The sequence below is a fragment of the Arthrobacter sp. 1088 genome (assembly GCF_031455315.1).
In the GTDB taxonomy this organism is placed as follows: domain Bacteria; phylum Actinomycetota; class Actinomycetes; order Actinomycetales; family Micrococcaceae; genus Arthrobacter.
The window spans coordinates 26,109-43,284 of the sequence record NZ_JAVDSM010000002.1 but is presented as its reverse complement, the minus strand read 5'-3'; the positions used below and the strand labels follow the sequence as shown (position 1 = coordinate 43,284).

Genomic DNA, 17,176 nt, shown 5'->3' with positions numbered 1-17,176 from the left:
TGCCGGACGGCGGGTGCCGCCCGAACTTACTTCCTTGAGTTGTCTCCCGGCCCTACTGTTTCGAGGCTGCCGTAGGGCTACTTTAGGACGATTTGCCTGCGTGCACCAGAGCGCGCATCTTGCGTTGTGCGGCATCAGGGTATTGCCTGCCGGCCTCTGTCGGGAGAGGATGCGTTGTGTCGACACCAAGGGACCAACCCTGACCACGTAGAGGACGGACATGGGCAGCGAGATCACAGACTGTTTGGGGGGCCTGGCAACGCATTTTGTTCTCACACGCTTCAATGTCCGCAGCTTTTATCACAAGGCAGAGCCCACGGACGCATGGCTTCGCGAGCGCCTTCAACTATTTGAAATGTACTGCATCCCGTGCTTCCGAAATCAAACGGAAACCCGGTTTACCTGGCTGGTTTTCCTTGACTCCCTGTCGCCATTATGGTTGCGGCAGGAGATTGACAAATTATCCCAAGGCGTCTTTCGGGCTGTTTACGTTGAGGGTGCTTTCTCGCAGGAATTCCTGAGCCGGACAATAGGCCAACTTAGTGCCACGCCCTACGTCATTACCACACGGGTAGACAACGACGACGCAGTAGCAAACGACTTTATTGAGACAATTCAAAGTTGTTTCAGGGAACAGGACAAAACGTTCGTAAATCTGGTGAATGGTGCGCAGTATGCCGGGCGGAAAGTTTACGTCCGCCCGTACACTATGAATCCATTTTCGAGCTTGATAGAGCGGGTTGCGAACCACCCTCCGGCCACGGTGTTCGTTGAACATCATTACCGGATCGATGCCTATGCCCCCGTCCTGAATGCGCGGACTGCACACCCGATGTGGTTGCAGGTGATCCACGGCGGCAACGTCCTCAACGAGGTTGTGGGCCTGCGGACGAGTGCCCGACGCATTGCCCCGCACTTTTCTGTTTCCCTCGATGTGGATGATCGCTTCGTCAGCCGCAGCGTGGACAGGATCCTGGGCGCTTGGAGAATTCTCCTGCGGCTGCTCCGAAAGCCATCGCGGCTTAGGGACCTGGCCAAGACCCTCGTAGCGCGGAAAGCGGGAGGCTTCGTCTCAAAGTAGCGTTCCGGACCGAAGATATGCTTCCAACCGGGAATGCGACATGGACGGACTGAAGCCCGTTCCCTTTATTTTGGAAAGGTCCAGGACGCTATTGCCTGGACGCGGCGCCATCCCGGGTTTTGCGTATTCGGACGTGCTGATGGTGGTAATTTTCCCAGGATCCACGCCGCAGAGGCGATAGACCTCCTGTGCAATTTGAGCCCAAGATTGCGGCTCGCCGTCGCTGGTGAGGTTGTACGTTCCGTAAGGTGCCTCTTGCGTGATCAGGTGCCTGATGCCTGCGGCAATATCAGAAGCAAACGTCAGCCGCCCCCATTGGTCACCCACCACTGCGGGTGCTACGCCTTTTGCGGCCAGCCCAGCCATGGTGCGGACGAAGTTGCGGCCCTCGCCCACTACCCAACTGCTCCGCACAATGTAGTGCCGCGGCACCGCAGCAACGGCAGCGTCTCCGGCCGCTTTACTTTGCCCATAGACACCCAGGGGAGTGGGTGCCTCGTCCTCCCGGTGCACAGCGGCGGTACCGTCGAACACATAGTCGCTGGATACATGGACGAGCGTCAGTGAATGTTCGACGGCGGTCCTGGCCAGGCGGGACACTGCGGTTGCGTTGATGCTCCAGGCGGCAGTGCGGCCTTCCGCTGTCTCCGCGGCATCGACTCCCGTGAAAGCTGCGGCGTTGATGATGGTGGAATACTTGCGCCAATCGGTGGCGAGATAGGAATTCTCTGCCGAGATATCGAACTCGGCCCGCCCTGCGAAGTCCACCGTCGGGTCGCCGTCGAACTCCTCTCTGAGCGCCTTCCCCAATTGGCCGTCCGCACCAAGTACCAACGTCCGCCTGGATTGCATGGGAGCTACGTCGCCCAATCGTGGATGGGTCCGGTCCTGGTCAGACACCACGGCCTCCTCCAGCGGGATGGGCCATGGTAAACCGACGTCTTCGTCGGCAAGGTTGAGGAACGTGTAGTCGGCCTGCGCTGCGGCACTCCAATGATCGTTGACCAGGTAGGTGTAGGCGGTGTTGTCCTCGAGTGTCTGGAAGGCGTTGCCCACGCCCCGGGGAACAAAAATGGCTTCCATGGGGGACATCTCTGCGTGGAAAACCCTGCCAAAAGTCGGGCCCTGACGCAGGTCCACCCACGCACCAAAGATCCGCCCTGAGGCGAGCGAGATGAACTTGTCCCACGGTTCGGCGTGGATACCCCGGGTAGTCCCGCGTTTGGCATTGAAGGAGATGTTGTTCTGCACCGGCCCAAAGTCGGGGAGGCCCAAAGCCATCATCTTGCGACGGTGCCAGTTCTCTTTGAACCATCCCCGGTGGTCCCCGTGGACCGGCAGCCCGAAAAGCACCAGCCCGGGGATCGGTGTACTACGGGATGTCAATTCAGCGGGTCCCATGGTTAGTGGCCTTGGCCTGCGTATTTGGTCTCGGTCGCAGCTTTTTGCGGCCGCCACCAAGCTTCGTTGTCCTGGTACCAGCGGACGGTGTCAGCCAGGCCGGCGTCGAAATCTGCAAACCGGGGGACCCAGCCAAGTTCCTTTCGAAGCTTGCTGGAATCGATCGCGTATCGAAGATCGTGACCGGGCCTGTCAGTCACCAGATCGTAGGCTTCTGAAGGCTGTCCCATTTGCCGAAGCAGCTTCTCCACGACGTCCCGGTTGGACTGCTCACCATCAGCGCCGATCAGGTACGTTTCTCCAATCCGCCCACGCTCCAGGATTGCCGCCACGGCCGCGGAGTGGTCCTCCACATGGATCCAGTCCCGTACATTGTGGCCGTTGCCGTAGAGGCGGGGACGGTTGCCATCCAGGATGTTGGTGATCTGTCGCGGAATGAATTTCTCCACGTGCTGATAGGGCCCATAGTTGTTGGAGCAGTTGCTGATGGTCGCCTTGAGGCCGAAGGAACGGACCCATGCCCTGACCAGCAGGTCTGAACCGGCTTTGGTTGCCGAGTAGGGGCTCGTGGGCCGATAGACCGAGGACTCGGTGAAACGCTCCGGATCTTCCAGGGCCAAATCCCCATACACCTCATCTGTGGATATGTGGTGGAAGCGGGTATTGTGCTTCCGCGCCGCTTCGATGAGCGTGAATGTACCTACGAGGTTCGTGTCCACGAACGGCCGGGGGTCCTGCAGTGAATTGTCGTTGTGTGATTCGGCAGCAAAATGGACCACGGCGTCAACGGCTGCCGTCATGCGGTCTACCAGCGGGGCATCGCAGATATCGCCCTGGACGAATTCGAAGCGTTCAGGAGGCAGCCCCGCGAGGGACTCGATGTTCCCCGCATAGGTGAGTTTGTCCAGGGCCGTGACATGGAGGCGTGAGTGCTCCATGATGTAGTGGATAAAGTTGCATCCAATGAATCCGGCCCCGCCGGTGACAAGGATTCTCTGCATGGCCATAGCGTAGCCGCCAATTGCGGCTATGTGCAGCGGGAAGGGACAGCTAATATGCGCGGCATCGTTCTTGCAGGCGGCACGGGCTCCCGGCTACACCCAATAACGCTTGGAATCAGCAAGCAATTAGTCCCCGTATTCGACAAACCCATGATTTATTATCCGCTGTGCACGCTGATGCTTGCCGGCATTCGGGACATTCTGGTGATTACTACGCCCACGGATGCGCCACAGTTCGAGAACTTACTGGGCGACGGTTCCCAATTCGGCATAAACCTCACATATGCACAACAACCCACCCCTGATGGATTGGCCCAGGCATTCATCCTGGGGGAGCGGCACATTGGCAGCGGCAAAGTAGCGCTCATCCTGGGGGACAACATCTTCAACGGTCCCGGGATGGGTAACCAATTCCGCAAGTACGCGGACGTTGAAGGAGGCGCGATTTTCGGTTACTGGGTCAAGGATCCGAGTGCTTACGGCGTGGTGGAATTCGACGACGACGGGCTGGCCGTTTCCATCGAAGAAAAGCCAACGTCCCCAAAGAGCAACTACGCGGTCCCGGGCCTGTACTTCTACGACAACGACGTCGTCGCCATGGCAAAGGACCTCAAACCCTCGCCTCGAGGGGAACTGGAGATCACGGATATCAACCGGCAATACATGGAGCTCGGCAGGCTCCACGTGCAAAAATTTCCGCGCGGGACTGCCTGGCTGGATACGGGAACCTTCAGCGACCTCAACGATGCGTCAAACTATGTCCGCACTACGGAGAACCGGCAGGGCCTGAAGATTGGAGCGCCGGAGGAGGTGGCCTGGCGGATGGGATACCTGAACGACGACGAACTCCGCCAGCAGGCTTCCAAGCTCGCCAAGAGCGGCTACGGCAGTTACCTGCTGGATATCCTCGACCGCCAATAACGACCTTGAGGGCTATACAGCCGAGACGTCTTCCAAAGCGCGCGAGATCTCGGCCGGGAGAACCGTCAACTGGGCATCCAGCAATTCCTTGAGCTGGACTGCGTTCCGGGCTCCGACGATAGCCGTGGCAACGCCGGGACGCGAAAGCAACCAACTCAGGGATACGTCCAGGGGTGATCGTCCCAAACCCCGCGCGGCCATGGCGACGGCCTCCACCACCCGTGATGCCTTCGGTTCAAGGTAGGTCTCAACGTACGCAGCAAGCCTGCTCTGCGCAGCCCGGGAATCAGCAGGAATCTGGCCCCGGTACTTTCCGCTCAAGACACCACGGCCCAAGGGAGCCCAGGCCATCAGGCCGAGCCCGGCATCCTCCACGGCAGGAATGAGCTCTTCCTCCGGCTTTCGCTGCACCAGGGAATATTCGGATTGGTTGGCTACCAGCGTGAAACCAGCGACTGCCGCCGCTTTGGCTGTCTGCCACCCGTTGTAGTTGGAAATTCCCACGTAGCGGGCACGTCCCGTCCTCTGCGCGAGCTCCAACGCTGACAGAGTCTCGTCCAAGGGAACATTTGGGTCCCACTCATGAACGAACCAGATATCGAGGTAATCGGTTCCAAGCCTTGCCAGGCTGGCGTCCAACGCCGACAACAGGGCACCCCGCGATGCATTGATGCTGCGCCTGGATTCCGACGACGAGACGCCGGCTTTGGTGGATATCACGACTTCGGAACGAGCCACGACATCGCCCAACATGGAGCCCAACATCGCCTCAGCCTGGCCTTGTGCATACGATGCAGCGGTGTCGATGACGGTGCCGCCTGCGTCCACGAAGGCGTGGAGCAACTCGGCAGCGTCCTGCTCATCCGTCTCCTGCGCCCAGGACATTGTTCCGAGGGACAAAGAGGAGACACGGAACCCGCTGTTCCCGACATAACGCTGCTGCATGCTGATAGCTTACGGGGAGTTCCCAGTCTTCATGACGTAGTGTCTATTCACGTGAACTGGATAGAAGCAGCCTTGCTGGGCCTGGTGCAGGGCCTCACCGAATTCCTCCCGATCTCCTCAAGCGCACACCTGCGGATCGTGGGCTCATTCCTTCCGAATGCGGCCGATCCCGGAGCCGCCTTCACGGCCATCACCCAACTGGGTACGGAGACGGCAGTCATCGTCTATTTCTGGCGCGACATCGTGCGGATCATTGGGGCCTGGTTCAGGTCCCTGAGCGGAAAAGTCCCACGGAATGATCCGGACGCCCGAATGGGATGGCTGGTGATCCTGGGCAGCCTTCCCATCATCGTGCTCGGGTTGTTGTTCCAGGACCAGATCGAGTCTGTCCTGCGGAGCATGTGGATAGTCGCCACCATGCTCATTGTCTTTGGCATGATCCTGGCGGTTGCCGACGCCGTCGGCCGCCAGGAACGGGATCTCACGGAGCTCAGCTACAAGCACGGCATCCTGTACGGTTTTGCCCAGGCAATGGCCCTTATTCCCGGCGTATCGCGGTCCGGCGGAACCATCACTGCCGGTTTGCTGATGGGGTACACGCGTGAAGCTGCGGCCCGCTACTCGTTCCTCCTCGCCATTCCAGCGGTTTTCGGCAGCGGCCTGTACCAGCTCTACAAAACAGTTTCCAAGGAGGGCCTGGCCGGTCCCTACGGCCTCCCGGAAACGGCGCTGGCCACAGTCATCGCTTTCGTAGTGGGCTACGTGATCATTGGTTGGTTCCTTAAGTTCGTCTCCACACGCAGTTACAGGCTCTTTGTCTGGTACCGCATTCTTTTGGGCCTGGCCTTGTATGTCCTGCTCGGTTTCAATGTGATCAGCGCCTAGCACTAAGGTTGAGTCGTGAAATCGTGGACTTCCCGCCCTGTTCCTGAGCTGCCCGGCAGTATGCCCCAACTACGCCTCTTCGACACCGCCCTCGGCCGCGTCGTGGAGATTGAGCCGCAGCCGGAACAATCGATGTACGTCTGCGGTATTACGCCCTACGACGCCACCCATATGGGACACGCCGCAAGCTACGTGGCCTTCGACCTCCTCAACCGGGCCTGGCGCGATGCCGGGATCCCGGTGGCCTACGTTCAGAACGTTACGGACATCGATGACCCGCTGCTTGAGCGCGCCACCGCCACCGGCGTGGACTGGCGTGAACTGGCGCAGAGCCAGATTGAACTGTTCCACACGGATATGGACGCCCTCAACGTCCTTGCTCCAAACCACTACATCGGCGCGGTCGAAGCCATTCCGGATATTGTGCCCGCCATCGAGCGGCTTATTGCCGACGGCGTCGCCTACCGCGTACAAGGCACAGACGGCGAACCCGACGGCGATGTCTACTACGACGTCGAAATGGCCGGCAAACGATCCGACGCCACGGATGCATGGACCCTGGGCGATGTTTCAGGCCTCGGCGAAGCGGAAATGCTTTCCCTCTTTGCAGAGCGTGGGGGCGATCCGGACAGGGCAGGCAAACGCCAGGCGCTCGATCCCTTGCTCTGGCGCGTAGCACGTGAAGGCGAACCCAGCTGGCCGGGGGCCACCCTGGGCGACGGCCGTCCCGGATGGCACATCGAGTGTACGGTTATCGCGCAGAAATACCTGCCCGCACCATTCACAGTGCAGGGTGGCGGCTCGGATCTCATCTTCCCCCACCACGAAATGGGAGCCGGACACGCGTACTCGCTGGCAGGCGTTCCGCTCGCCAAGCATTATGCCCACGCCGGCATGGTGGGCCTTGACGGGGAAAAGATGAGCAAGTCCAAGGGCAACCTGGTGCTTGTCTCCAAGCTCCGCGCCGCTGGAGAAGAACCAGCCGCAATCCGCCTTGCAATCCTCGCCCACCACTACCGCTCGGACTGGTCGTGGACTGAGGCGGACTTTGCGGCAGCAAAGGATCGGCTGGCCCGATGGCGCAATGCCCGTGACGTTGCCCCCGCCGGTTCGGCCGCAACACTCGTTGAGGCCATGCGCCTGGAATTGGCCAATGACCTCAACGCTCCCGGAGCCATTGCCGCCGTCGATCGCTGGGCTGACGAAGCATTGCGGCAGAACGCACCAATGTCCGGGATTGACGCCGCCCTTATGGGCGATGCCGTAGACGCCCTGCTCGGGGTGGAGCTTTAAGGCTGGTCCTGCGTTAGGGCCGGTCCTGCGCTAGGGCCGGTCCTTTCCGCGTCGCTTGAGGTAACGCTCGAATTCGCGTGCAATAGATTCGCCCGATGCTTCCGGGAGGTCCGCGGTGTCCTTGGCTTCCTCCAGCTGCCGCACGTAGGCGGCAATCTCAGGATCTTCAGTGGCGAGCTCATCGACGCCCCGTTCCCAAGCCTCTGACTCTTCTGCCAGTGCCTGGCTGTCCAAGGGAACCTGGAGCAGGTCTTCGATCTTGTGAAGGATGGCCAGCTGGGCTTTGGGCGATGGCGGCTGTGCGACGTAGTGGGGGACGGCTGCCCACAGGGAAACGGTTGGCAGCCCGGCCAGCATGGCGAACTCGGCCAGGACGCCAACAATTCCCACGGGTCCCTCGTATTGGGAGGCTTCCAGATTCAGCCGTTCCCGTAGCGAACTGTCTTCCGTGGTGGTGCTTACCGGAATTGGCCGGCTGTGGGGAACATCGGCCAGCAGCGCACCGACAAGAATGACCGAGTCCACCTTCAGTGCTTCCGCATGGACCAGGAGTTCTGTGGTGTATGCCCGCCAACGGTACGAAGGTTCGGTGCCAAGAACAAAAACCACGTCCACATTGCTGTCCGGAACCGACGCTTTGTAGATCCGCGTTGAGGGCCACTTGACCTTCCGCGCACCCGAGGACGTGCGGCGCACGGTGGGCCGGGTGAACTGGAAGTCGTAGTACTCCTCGGCGTCTACCGTGGCAACCTTCTTGCCGTCCCAGACTTTGTTCAAGTAGTGCAGCGCATCGCTGGCGGCCTCACCGGCGTCGTTCCAGCCTTCAAACGCGGCGATCATTACGGTGACGCGTTGGCCTTCCGCGGGTTCCTTAAGGAAACGCTCGGGCTCCGCGGTGATGTCCTGTCCTTCGGGGGTCCCGTCCACACTGTTCATCCACTCACCCTACGTCCAAGACCCTTGTGGATGCATGGCATTTCACGCCGGAGCGTGTCCTGTATTCGCCCACAGCGCAAGCCCGGCCGGAAGCGCCCCGCGTTCCACGTAGACTTGAAACCATGCCTTCGTCATCCGGTCAGCCCCTCCTCAAAGCCGTACTCTGGGATATGGATGGCACCCTTGTGGACACTGAGCCTTACTGGATCGCCGCCGAGCGCGCACTCGTGGAGGCGCACGGTGGGACATGGTCGCACCAGCAGGCCATGCAGTTGGTGGGTCAGTCCCTGCTTCACTCCGCCGCAGTGCTGCAAGCTGCTGGAGTCCGCCTTGAAGCCCGCGAAATCGTGGATACCCTCAGCGCACAGGTGATCATGCACGTCCGCAATGAAGTTCCCTGGCGCCCGGGAGCACGCGAACTGCTGGACGAATTGCACCAGGCAGGCGTCCGTTGCGCTTTGGTCACCATGTCCGAGGGCCCACTGGCCGGCGTTATCGTCGAAAGCCTTGCCAAGCCCTACTTCGAATTCCTGGTAACGGGAGACACCGTCACCAACGGCAAACCCCATCCGGAGGCCTACCTCACGGCTGTAGAACGGCTCCGCCTCGATGACCCGTCGCTGACCATCGATCACTGTGTTGCGTTGGAAGATTCCATTCCGGGCGCTACGGCTGCCCTGGCATCGGGCGTACTGACAGTGGGCATTCCCCACCAGGTTCCGTTGCCCGAGTATCCGGGCATGGTCATGTGGGAGACCCTGGTGGGCCGGACCGCAGCGGACGTCAGCCAGCTGATTGCCGACCGCGTCGCACAGGGAAACCTGTTTGAAGGGGCAAACTAGGTGAGCAGCTCCTCCACGCCCCATCATGCTGCCATCAAAAAGGACGGCATTCCATTGGGGAAAATCGCGGGAATCCGCGTATATCTCGCTTACTCGTGGTTCGTTATCGCCGGCTTCACGATCATCGTCTATGGGCCCGCCCTGCTGGTGCGCATGCCCAACCTGGGCATTTGGGCCTACTTTGTTGCCCTCGGTTATGCCTTGCTGCTCGCGCTCTCCGTCCTGGTCCACGAGCTTGCCCATGCGCTCAGTGCCAAAGCGTTCAACTGGCCAACGGAAAAGATTGTCCTGAACCTGTGGGGCGGGCACACCCAGTTCGAGAGCTTCACCGCATCCCCTGGACGCTCTGTCATCGTCGCCCTTGCCGGACCGGTGTCGAACTTTATCCTGGCCGGCGGCATGTGGGCTGTCCTAAGTTCAGGCGTCCTCGGTGGCGTCGCGGAAATCCTGGCAAACATCCTGATGTGGGCCAACCTGCTTATTGGCATCTTCAACGTTCTTCCCGGTTTGCCATTGGACGGCGGCCGGTTGGTGGAGTCGGCGGTATGGAAGGCCACGGGCAGCCAGGACAAGGGGACCATAGCCGCAGGATGGTCAGGCCGCGTCATCGTCGCCGCACTTGTCATCTGGTTCATCGGGGTGCCGCTCCTCAGCGGAGCACCCCTGGACATCAGCCTCATGCTTATAACCGTCCTCGTCTGTGGCTTCCTGTGGATGGGCGCATCGAGCTCAATCAACCACGCAAAGCTCCGCAGCCGCCTTTACCTCGTGAGCGCGGCCGGGCTCGCGGAGCCGGCAGTGGGCCTGCCGAACGCGGCCAGTGTGGCAGACGTCCTGGCGGTATCCCCGGCAGGGAGTCCCGCCGTCGTGATTTGCGGACCCGACGGAAAACCGCAGGGAGTGGTGGATCCGGGGGCAACTGCCGCGGTCCCTCCCGAGGCGGTAGCGACGACGCCGGTCACCGCCGTAGCGCACGCCCTCGCTGCCGGCGCCTACGTCCCGGAATGGTCCAAGGGCCAGGAGCTGATCCAGTATCTGGCGCGGCTGGAAGGCGGCGAATACGCTGTGGTGGACCACAACGGAACCGTGACCGGGCTGCTCCGCCAGCAGGCAGTAGTGACAGCGATAACAGGTAAAGAAGCCCGGGGCAGCGGGCGCGCCTAACACCCTTGCCGGTAGAGTTACGAGCCGGTCCATAAAACAAACAAAACAAACCATCCTTTTCGGCGCCCATACGGCAGCAACACACGGCGGCGCAACCGCCCAGGAGCGAGGAACACCACATGAGCAGCGAAACCGCCGCGGCTGAGACAAGCGCAGGCACTGTCACGGGCGCGGACACAGGCATCAACAAGCCAGCCACTGACTCTGCCACGCAACCAACCGGGGCAGCCCGCCGCCGTGGGCCGTTCCGCGTGGGCGAGCGGGTGCAGCTCACCGATGAGCGTGGCCGGATGAACACCATCACGCTTGAAGTGGGGGGAGCTTTTCATACCCACCGCGGTTTCCTGAACCACGATGAAATCATTGGCAAGGTTGATGGTTCGGTAGTCAGCAACAATATCGGGCAGCAGTACCAAACGCTGCGTCCCTTGCTTTCGGACTTCGTCCTGTCCATGCCTCGTGGCGCTGCGGTCGTCTATCCGAAGGACGCGGGCCAGATTGTCACGATGGCCGATATCTTCCCGGGTGCCCGGGTTGTTGAAGCCGGCGTGGGCTCCGGCGCGCTTTCCATTTCCCTGCTCCGTGCAGTCGGTGACGGCGGCTATCTCCATTCCTTTGAGCGCCGCGAAGAATTCGCCGATATCGCCCGGGGGAACGTCGAGACGATTTTCGGTGGCCCGCACCCCGCTTGGCAGATCTCCCTTGGTGACTTCCAGGAAGAAGTGGTCCGTGCCGAGGCGCCCGGCTCCGTAGATCGCGTAGTGCTGGACATGCTTGCTCCCTGGGAGTGCCTTGACGCCGTGGCAACGGTCCTGGCCCCAGGTGGCGTCTGGATCAATTACGTCGCAACGGTGACGCAGCTTTCCCGCACCGCCGAGGCCATCAGGGCTGACGGACGTTTCACTGAACCGGATGCCTGGGAATCCATGGTGCGCGGCTGGCACCTTGAAGGACTCGCAGTACGCCCGGACCACCGCATGGTGGCCCATACGGGATTCCTTCTGGTCACCAGGCGGCTCGCCGACGGCGTCACTGGAATCTCCGTCAAGCGGCGCCCGTCCAAGACCGAATTCAGCGAGGAAGACCTGAACGCATGGACTCCGGGAGCGGTAGGGGAGCGTGCCGTTTCGGACAAGAAACTCCGCCGTGCCGCACGTGACGCCATCGCCGGAACCAATGTCCAGGACGACCCCCCGGTCACAAACTGAAAAGGTCACAATAGGGTCCGCATTCCGGATGTCACCAAGCACCCTGAGCTTTTCGGGACTAAGGTCTTGTTAAGCGCAGGAAGGGGCTGATGAATCGTGGATACGTCGAACAACAACGACATTGGACGGCCGACGCCGGAGGAAGCTAACGCCGCTGCTGAAGAGGCAGCAAACCGGAGGCTTGCCGCCATCCAGCCGCCCGACCCATCCAGTGAATTGACCGTGGCCGAACGCCAGATCAATATCCTTCGGGACAAGCTTCGCCACATCGACCGCCAGCTTGCCGCCGCCACCCAAAACAACAGCAAGCTTGTCAGCATGCTTGAAACGGCGAAGGGCGAGATCCTTCGTTTGAAGGGTGCTTTGGAGCAGGAAGGGCAGCCGCCCTACAGCTTCGGAACGGTGGTACAGATCAACCCCCGCAGGCAGCCGGGCCCGGGTTCTTCCGGGCAGGCGGCCACGGAGGAATCCGTGGACATTTTCAATGCAGGCCGCAAGATGCGTGTTGGCATCAGCCCGCTGGTAAATGTCAACCAACTCGCAGTTGGCCAGGAAGTCCTTTTGAATGAGGCCCTGCTGGTGGTTGCCGGGCTCGGCTACGAACGGGCGGGTGAACTCGTTACGCTCAAGGAGATGCTGGGCAAGGACCGTGCGTTGGTAGTTGGCCGCGCCGACGAGGAACGCGTAGTCCGCCTCTCAGGAGCGTTGCAAAGCGTGCACCTGAAGGTAGGAGACGCGCTGTCGCTGGATTCGCGCACCGGCTATGCGCTGGAAAAAGTCCCGCGCGCTGAGGTGGAGAACCTTGTCCTGGAAGAAGTTCCGGACATCACCTATCAGGACATCGGCGGCCTTGGTCCCCAGATCGAACAGATCCGCGATGCTGTTGAACTCCCGTTCCTGCATCCGGACCTGTACAGGGAACACGGGCTCAAGGCGCCCAAGGGAATCCTTCTCTACGGTCCGCCGGGTTGCGGCAAGACCCTCATCGCCAAGGCCGTGGCCAATTCCCTGGCTGCCCGTGCCGCTGAGCGCGCAGGCAACACGGACCTCAAGAGCTACTTCCTCAACATTAAGGGACCTGAGCTCCTGGATAAGTACGTTGGCGAGACCGAACGGCACATCCGGCTGATCTTCTCCCGTGCCCGCGAAAAAGCGTCCGATGGCAGCCCCGTGGTGGTTTTCTTCGACGAAATGGATTCGCTGTTCCGTACGCGTGGAACCGGCGTGTCTTCCGACGTCGAAACCACCATCGTCCCGCAGCTGCTCAGCGAGATTGATGGCGTGGAGCGTTTGGACAATGTGATCGTCATTGGTGCCTCAAACCGCGAGGACATGATCGATCCCGCGATCCTCCGGCCGGGCCGCCTTGACGTAAAGGTCAAGATCCAGCGACCCGATGCCGAAGCTGCTGCGGACATCTTTGGCAAGTACATCACCACTGACCTTCCCTTCCATGCACAGGATCTGGCGGAGTATGGCGGAGATGTCCAAGCTACTGTCGACGCCATGATCCAGCGCACCGTGGAGGCAATGTATTCCACCGAGAAGTCGAACGAATACCTTGAAGTCACGTACGCCAACGGTGATACGGAAATGCTCTACTTCAAGGATTTCAACTCAGGCGCCGTGGTTCAGAACGTCGTGGACAGGGCTAAGAAGTACGCGATCAAGGATCTGCTGACCAACCATCAGAAGGGTCTGAGGATCGATCACCTGCTGCGTGCAGTGGTGGACGAATTCCGGGAACACGAGGACATGCCGAACACCACGAACCCTGACGACTGGGCAAGAATCTCAGGGAAGAAGGGCGAACGGATCACGTACATCCGTACGATCGTGCAAGGCAAGGCAGGCCAGGAACCTGGCAAGTCGATCGAGACTACAGCCAACACGGGTCAGTACCTGTGACGGCCAAAACCGAGGGTGTACCCGCGGAAAGGTTGCCTGTAGGCGGCGCCATGCGCGTCATGGGTTCCGAAACCGAGTACGGAATCCATGCGCCATCGGCGCCCGGGGCCAACGCCACCATGATGTCCGCCCGGATCATCCAGGCCTATGCGACGGTCACCCGCCAACGTGCCGCCGGGGGAGCGGAAACGCGGTGGGACTATACGGACGAAGAACCCTTGCACGATGCCCGCGGCTGGACGGTTGACCGGGCAAGTGCCGATCCCAGCCAGCTGACTGACCAGCCGCCAGTGCTCGACGCCGAGGCAGTCGCGTTGGCGTATGGCCGCCAGGAATTGGAACTGGATGGCCAGGACGAATCCGGTTCGCTCCTCATGAACATGGTCCTCGGGAACGGCGCCCGCCTTTACGTGGACCATGCACACCCGGAGTACTCAAGCCCTGAAGTCACCAACCCGCGGGATGCGGTGGCCTGGGACGCTGCCGGCGATCTCGTAGCACTTGCCACGGTGAGGAAAGTAGCGGCAGACACCAGCCTTCCGCCGATCAATCTCTACAAGAACAACACGGACAACAAATCGGTGTCCTACGGCTCGCACGAGAACTACCTCATGCCCCGTTCAGTTCCTTTTGGCGACATCATCCGGGGACTCACACCATTCTTCGTGTCCCGGCAGGTGATTTGTGGGGCCGGGCGTGTGGGGATCGGACAGGACAGTTCCACGGCCGGCTACCAGATCAGCCAACGGGCAGACTTCTTCGAGGCTGAGGTGGGCCTGGAGACCACTATCCGACGCCCCATCATCAACACCCGGGACGAGCCTCACGCGACCGCGGATAAGTACCGGCGGCTTCACGTCATTATCGGCGATGCGAACCTCAGCCAGGTTTCCAACTATCTGAAGTTCGGCACCACGGCCATGGTTCTCAGCCTCATTGAAGCCGGCCAGGCGCCCCGCATCGAAGTCCATGAACCCGTTCAGGCACTGCAGGCCATCAGTCATGACACAACTTTGGCCACTACCGTAAGACTGCTGGATGGACGGCGGGTGACCGCCCTGGATATCCAGTGGATGTACTACGAAGCTGCCGCAAAGCTGGCGCAGGAGACCGGAGTTGCCGATTCCGTCACTGGCGACGGGCACACGCATGGCGTACTTGAACGCTGGGAATCGACCCTGTCACTGCTGGGCAGCGATCCCGCTGCTGCGGCGTCATCCGTGGAATGGATAGCCAAGAAGTCCCTCCTTGAGGGGTATCGGAACCGCGACGGCCTTGGTTGGGACGATGCCCGGCTCGGGTTGGTCGATCTCCAATGGTCCGATATCCGGCCGGAGAAGGGCCTTTACTACCGGATGCTGTCCAGGGACAGGATGATCCGGATCGTCGACGACGCCGACATCGCCAGGGCGGTGGGTGAACCGCCGTCGGACACACGGGCGTATTTCCGCGGACGGTGCGTTTCAAGCTTCGGCAAGGACGTCGTTGGCGCCAGTTGGGACTCGGTCATCTTCGATGTTCCGGGACTTGGGAAACTGCAGCGTGTTCCCACCCGCGAACCACTTCGGGGGACCCGGGCGCTCACAGGAGCCCTGTTTGACCGGCATCAGGAGGCGGGCTCGTTCCTGGCCGAATTGCTGGGCCAAAAACCGCCGCCGCCCAAGGACTGAGGCATTCAGCCACGGGCAAAAATGGTGCCTTGGCAAAGCCGGGCGCAGCAGCCCACGGCGTGGCAATATGGCAGTAGGAAGTCCCCACAACCGGGGGCTGACAGTAGGGAGATGGAAATGGCAGCTCAGGAGCAGCAGCAACCGCAGTCACGGGATACTGAGACTGAAGTAGACGTCCCGGAGGCACCACCGGCAGCACCCGAAGCCCAGGCCTCGGATGCCACCCAGGGTGTGGACGACCTCCTTGACGAAATCGATGGCGTCCTGGAATCCAACGCTGAAGAGTTCGTCAGGGCCTTCGTCCAAAAGGGCGGCCAGTAAGCGGACCCGGACAAACCATGTACTGCCCGGCTGGCGCGAGGCCACCGGGCATCGGAATGCAGAGTCGAAGGAGTGCAGCAATGCAGGACCCATCAACCGGCCCCCTGGCCACCCAGGCAACGTCTTCATTCACGGAGCACCTTCAACGCTCGCGTCCCGAACTCCTTCCGTTCAACCAAACGTTGCCGGCCGGTACCGTTCCGTCCTCGCCGCACGCGACCACCATCGTCGCCTTGACGTATGCCGGCGGCGTGCTGATGGCGGGGGACCGGCGGGCAACCATGGGAAACGTGATCGCCAGCCGGCACATTGAGAAGGTCTTTCCCGCGGACCAGTATTCGGTACTGGGTATTGCCGGTACGGCGGGCCTGGCAATCGATATCACGCGGCTCTTCCAGGTGGAACTGGAACACTACGAGAAAATTGAGGGCACGCTTCTTAGCCTCGTGGGCAAGGCGAACCGTTTGGGTGCGATGATCCGCGGCAACTTGCCCATGGCAATGCAGGGAATGGCGGTGATTCCCTTGTTTGCCGGTTTCGACCACGTATCGGGCACCGGACGGCTTTTCTCCTACGACGTCACCGGTGGGCGCTATGAAGAACAGGAACACCACTCCGTGGGTTCCGGTTCAGTTTTTGCACGTGGAGCCCTGAAGAAACTTTGGAAGCCGAACCTTTCGGAAGAACAGGCTGTGGCCGTCGCGGTTGAGGCGCTCTACGACGCCGCGGACGACGACTCCGCAACGGGCGGCCCGGACCCCGTCCGCCAGCTGTGGCCAGTGGTTTATACGGTCAACCGTGCCGGTAATCGCCGGGTACCTGAACGGGACCTGGCGGCGATAGCCGGTGCCATCGTCGAATCCCGTGCCATCGCCGGACGGGAGGCCTGACATGACGCAGCAGTTCTATGTTTCGCCCGAACAGCTGATGAAGGACCGTGCGGATTTCGCACGGAAAGGCATTGCCCGCGGCCGCTCCGTAGTGGTGATCAGTTGTGCTGACGGCATCGCGTTGATCGCTGAGAACCCGTCACCTTCACTGCATAAAATCGGCGAGATCTACGACAAAATCGCTTTCGCGGCAGTGGGCAAGTACAACGAGTTCGAAAGCCTCAGACAGGCCGGTGTGCGGTACGCGGATGTCCGTGGCTACTCGTACGACCGCGAAGACGTGACCGCCCGGGGATTGGCAAGCGTCTACGCGCAGAGCCTCGGCGCAGTGTTCACCGCCGAACAAAAGCCGTTCGAAGTGGAACTGGCCGTGGCTGAAGTCGGCCTGGCGCAGGAGCAGGACCACCTGTACCGGCTCACCTTTGATGGCTCGATTGCCGATGAGAACGGCTTCGTGGTGATGGGTGGACTTGCCGACCAGATTTCCGACGTCGTAAGCGGGGCTTGGGAGCCCGAGCTTGGTTTTGCCGGAGCCATGAGATTGGCTTTGCGCGCCTTGGCGACGGACAAGGAAGCCGACGCCCTCCCGGCGACCGCCGTCGAAGCTGCCGTTCTGGACCGCGCTTCGGAGAGTCACCGGGGTTCCCGCCGGGCTTTCCGGCGTCTGCTCCCCGAGGACATGACACAGCTGCTCACAGAGGAGGCTTGAG

At 61.1% G+C, this 17,176-nt stretch carries 16 protein-coding genes; 12 read left to right on the top strand and 4 right to left on the bottom strand.

The genetic code is table 11. The features are described 5' to 3' along the window. Positions 1-220: 220 nt before the first annotated feature. Positions 221-1,081: a glycosyltransferase gene (locus J2Y41_RS03160; protein ID WP_309926067.1), complete on the top strand. Its 861-nt coding sequence runs from the start codon at positions 221-223 to the stop codon at positions 1,079-1,081. Here the strand turns inward: J2Y41_RS03160 and J2Y41_RS03155 are convergent. Then, positions 1,073-2,482 (bottom strand): bifunctional dTDP-4-dehydrorhamnose 3,5-epimerase family protein/NAD(P)-dependent oxidoreductase, encoded by a 1,410-nt coding sequence (locus J2Y41_RS03155; protein ID WP_309926066.1) that lies wholly within the window; start codon positions 2,480-2,482, stop codon positions 1,073-1,075. The two genes, J2Y41_RS03160 and J2Y41_RS03155, sit on opposite strands and share 9 nt — an antisense overlap. Before the next feature lie 2 nt (positions 2,483-2,484). Continuing rightward, entirely contained in the window at positions 2,485-3,483 is a 999-nt protein-coding gene (gene rfbB, locus J2Y41_RS03150; protein WP_309926064.1) for a dTDP-glucose 4,6-dehydratase, read from the bottom strand. Positions 3,484-3,537: 54 nt separating this feature from the next. On the opposite strand from rfbB, the gene rfbA reads away from it, so the two are divergent. Next, entirely contained in the window at positions 3,538-4,404 is an 867-nt protein-coding gene (gene rfbA, locus J2Y41_RS03145; RefSeq protein ID WP_224164413.1) for a glucose-1-phosphate thymidylyltransferase RfbA, read from the top strand. Between the two features lie 12 nt (positions 4,405-4,416). Here rfbA and J2Y41_RS03140 read toward each other — a convergent pair whose 3' ends face one another. After that, the gene (locus J2Y41_RS03140; protein WP_309926061.1) at positions 4,417-5,349 is read right to left on the bottom strand and encodes an aldo/keto reductase; all 933 of its coding nucleotides are present in this window, start codon (positions 5,347-5,349) and stop codon (positions 4,417-4,419) included. A gap of 51 nt (positions 5,350-5,400) precedes the next feature. Here J2Y41_RS03140 and J2Y41_RS03135 point away from each other — a divergent pair, with 51 nt between their 5' ends. Together J2Y41_RS03135 and mshC are read left to right on the top strand one after the other, a co-directional pair. Then, positions 5,401-6,234, top strand: a complete 834-nt coding sequence (locus J2Y41_RS03135) for an undecaprenyl-diphosphate phosphatase (protein ID WP_224090379.1) — start codon at positions 5,401-5,403, stop codon at positions 6,232-6,234. Positions 6,235-6,249: 15 nt separating this feature from the next. Then, positions 6,250-7,527 carry a cysteine--1-D-myo-inosityl 2-amino-2-deoxy-alpha-D-glucopyranoside ligase gene (mshC, locus tag J2Y41_RS03130; RefSeq protein WP_309926059.1) on the top strand — a complete coding sequence of 426 codons (1,278 nt, stop codon included), beginning with the start codon at positions 6,250-6,252 and terminating at the stop codon, positions 7,525-7,527. 30 nt (positions 7,528-7,557) lie between these two features. On the opposite strand, the gene J2Y41_RS03125 is transcribed toward mshC, so the two are convergent. Continuing rightward, positions 7,558-8,463: a PAC2 family protein gene (locus J2Y41_RS03125; protein WP_223932802.1), complete on the bottom strand. Its 906-nt coding sequence runs from the start codon at positions 8,461-8,463 to the stop codon at positions 7,558-7,560. Positions 8,464-8,585: 122 nt separating this feature from the next. Here J2Y41_RS03125 and J2Y41_RS03120 point away from each other — a divergent pair, with 122 nt between their 5' ends. From J2Y41_RS03120 to prcA, 8 genes are all read left to right on the top strand, one after another. Further along, the gene (locus J2Y41_RS03120) at positions 8,586-9,305 is read left to right on the top strand and encodes an HAD family phosphatase (RefSeq protein ID WP_224164415.1); all 720 of its coding nucleotides are present in this window, start codon (positions 8,586-8,588) and stop codon (positions 9,303-9,305) included. After that, positions 9,306-10,469, top strand: a complete 1,164-nt coding sequence (locus tag J2Y41_RS03115; protein WP_224164416.1) for a site-2 protease family protein — start codon at positions 9,306-9,308, stop codon at positions 10,467-10,469. It begins immediately after the preceding gene. Between the two features lie 119 nt (positions 10,470-10,588). After that, a complete protein-coding gene (locus tag J2Y41_RS03110; RefSeq protein ID WP_224164417.1) occupies positions 10,589-11,677 on the top strand; it encodes a tRNA (adenine-N1)-methyltransferase in 1,089 nt (362 codons plus the stop codon). Between the two features lie 96 nt (positions 11,678-11,773). Continuing rightward, entirely contained in the window at positions 11,774-13,585 is a 1,812-nt protein-coding gene (arc, locus tag J2Y41_RS03105) for a proteasome ATPase (protein WP_224164418.1), read from the top strand. 50 nt (positions 13,586-13,635) lie between these two features. Further along, entirely contained in the window at positions 13,636-15,255 is a 1,620-nt protein-coding gene (dop, locus tag J2Y41_RS03100; protein ID WP_224167530.1) for a depupylase/deamidase Dop, read from the top strand. Positions 15,256-15,372: 117 nt separating this feature from the next. Further along, positions 15,373-15,576 carry a ubiquitin-like protein Pup gene (locus J2Y41_RS03095; RefSeq protein WP_216925702.1) on the top strand — a complete coding sequence of 68 codons (204 nt, stop codon included), beginning with the start codon at positions 15,373-15,375 and terminating at the stop codon, positions 15,574-15,576. An 80-nt stretch (positions 15,577-15,656) separates the two neighbouring features. Beyond that, positions 15,657-16,466, top strand: a complete 810-nt coding sequence (gene prcB / locus J2Y41_RS03090; RefSeq protein WP_224090384.1) for a proteasome subunit beta — start codon at positions 15,657-15,659, stop codon at positions 16,464-16,466. 1 nt (position 16,467) lies between these two features. Then, positions 16,468-17,175 carry a proteasome subunit alpha gene (prcA, locus tag J2Y41_RS03085; RefSeq protein WP_224164419.1) on the top strand — a complete coding sequence of 236 codons (708 nt, stop codon included), beginning with the start codon at positions 16,468-16,470 and terminating at the stop codon, positions 17,173-17,175. Position 17,176: the final 1 nt, after the last annotated feature.

Excerpts from the sequence above, each read along its gene's own strand:
- J2Y41_RS03160 (WP_309926067.1), top strand. The coding sequence starts at position 221 with ATGGGCAGCGAGATCACAGACTGTTTGGGGGGCCTGGCAACGCATTTT.
- J2Y41_RS03155 (WP_309926066.1), bottom strand. The coding sequence starts at position 2,482 with ATGGGACCCGCTGAATTGACATCCCGTAGTACACCGATCCCCGGGCTG.
- rfbB (WP_309926064.1), bottom strand. The coding sequence starts at position 3,483 with ATGCAGAGAATCCTTGTCACCGGCGGGGCCGGATTCATTGGATGCAAC.
- rfbA (WP_224164413.1), top strand. The coding sequence starts at position 3,538 with ATGCGCGGCATCGTTCTTGCAGGCGGCACGGGCTCCCGGCTACACCCA.
- J2Y41_RS03140 (WP_309926061.1), bottom strand. The coding sequence starts at position 5,349 with ATGCAGCAGCGTTATGTCGGGAACAGCGGGTTCCGTGTCTCCTCTTTG.
- J2Y41_RS03125 (WP_223932802.1), bottom strand. The coding sequence starts at position 8,463 with ATGAACAGTGTGGACGGGACCCCCGAAGGACAGGACATCACCGCGGAG.
- J2Y41_RS03120 (WP_224164415.1), top strand. The coding sequence starts at position 8,586 with ATGCCTTCGTCATCCGGTCAGCCCCTCCTCAAAGCCGTACTCTGGGAT.
- J2Y41_RS03110 (WP_224164417.1), top strand. The coding sequence starts at position 10,589 with ATGAGCAGCGAAACCGCCGCGGCTGAGACAAGCGCAGGCACTGTCACG.
- dop (WP_224167530.1), top strand. The coding sequence starts at position 13,636 with ATGCGCGTCATGGGTTCCGAAACCGAGTACGGAATCCATGCGCCATCG.
- J2Y41_RS03095 (WP_216925702.1), top strand. The coding sequence starts at position 15,373 with ATGGCAGCTCAGGAGCAGCAGCAACCGCAGTCACGGGATACTGAGACT.
- prcB (WP_224090384.1), top strand. The coding sequence starts at position 15,657 with ATGCAGGACCCATCAACCGGCCCCCTGGCCACCCAGGCAACGTCTTCA.
- prcA (WP_224164419.1), top strand. The coding sequence starts at position 16,468 with ATGACGCAGCAGTTCTATGTTTCGCCCGAACAGCTGATGAAGGACCGT.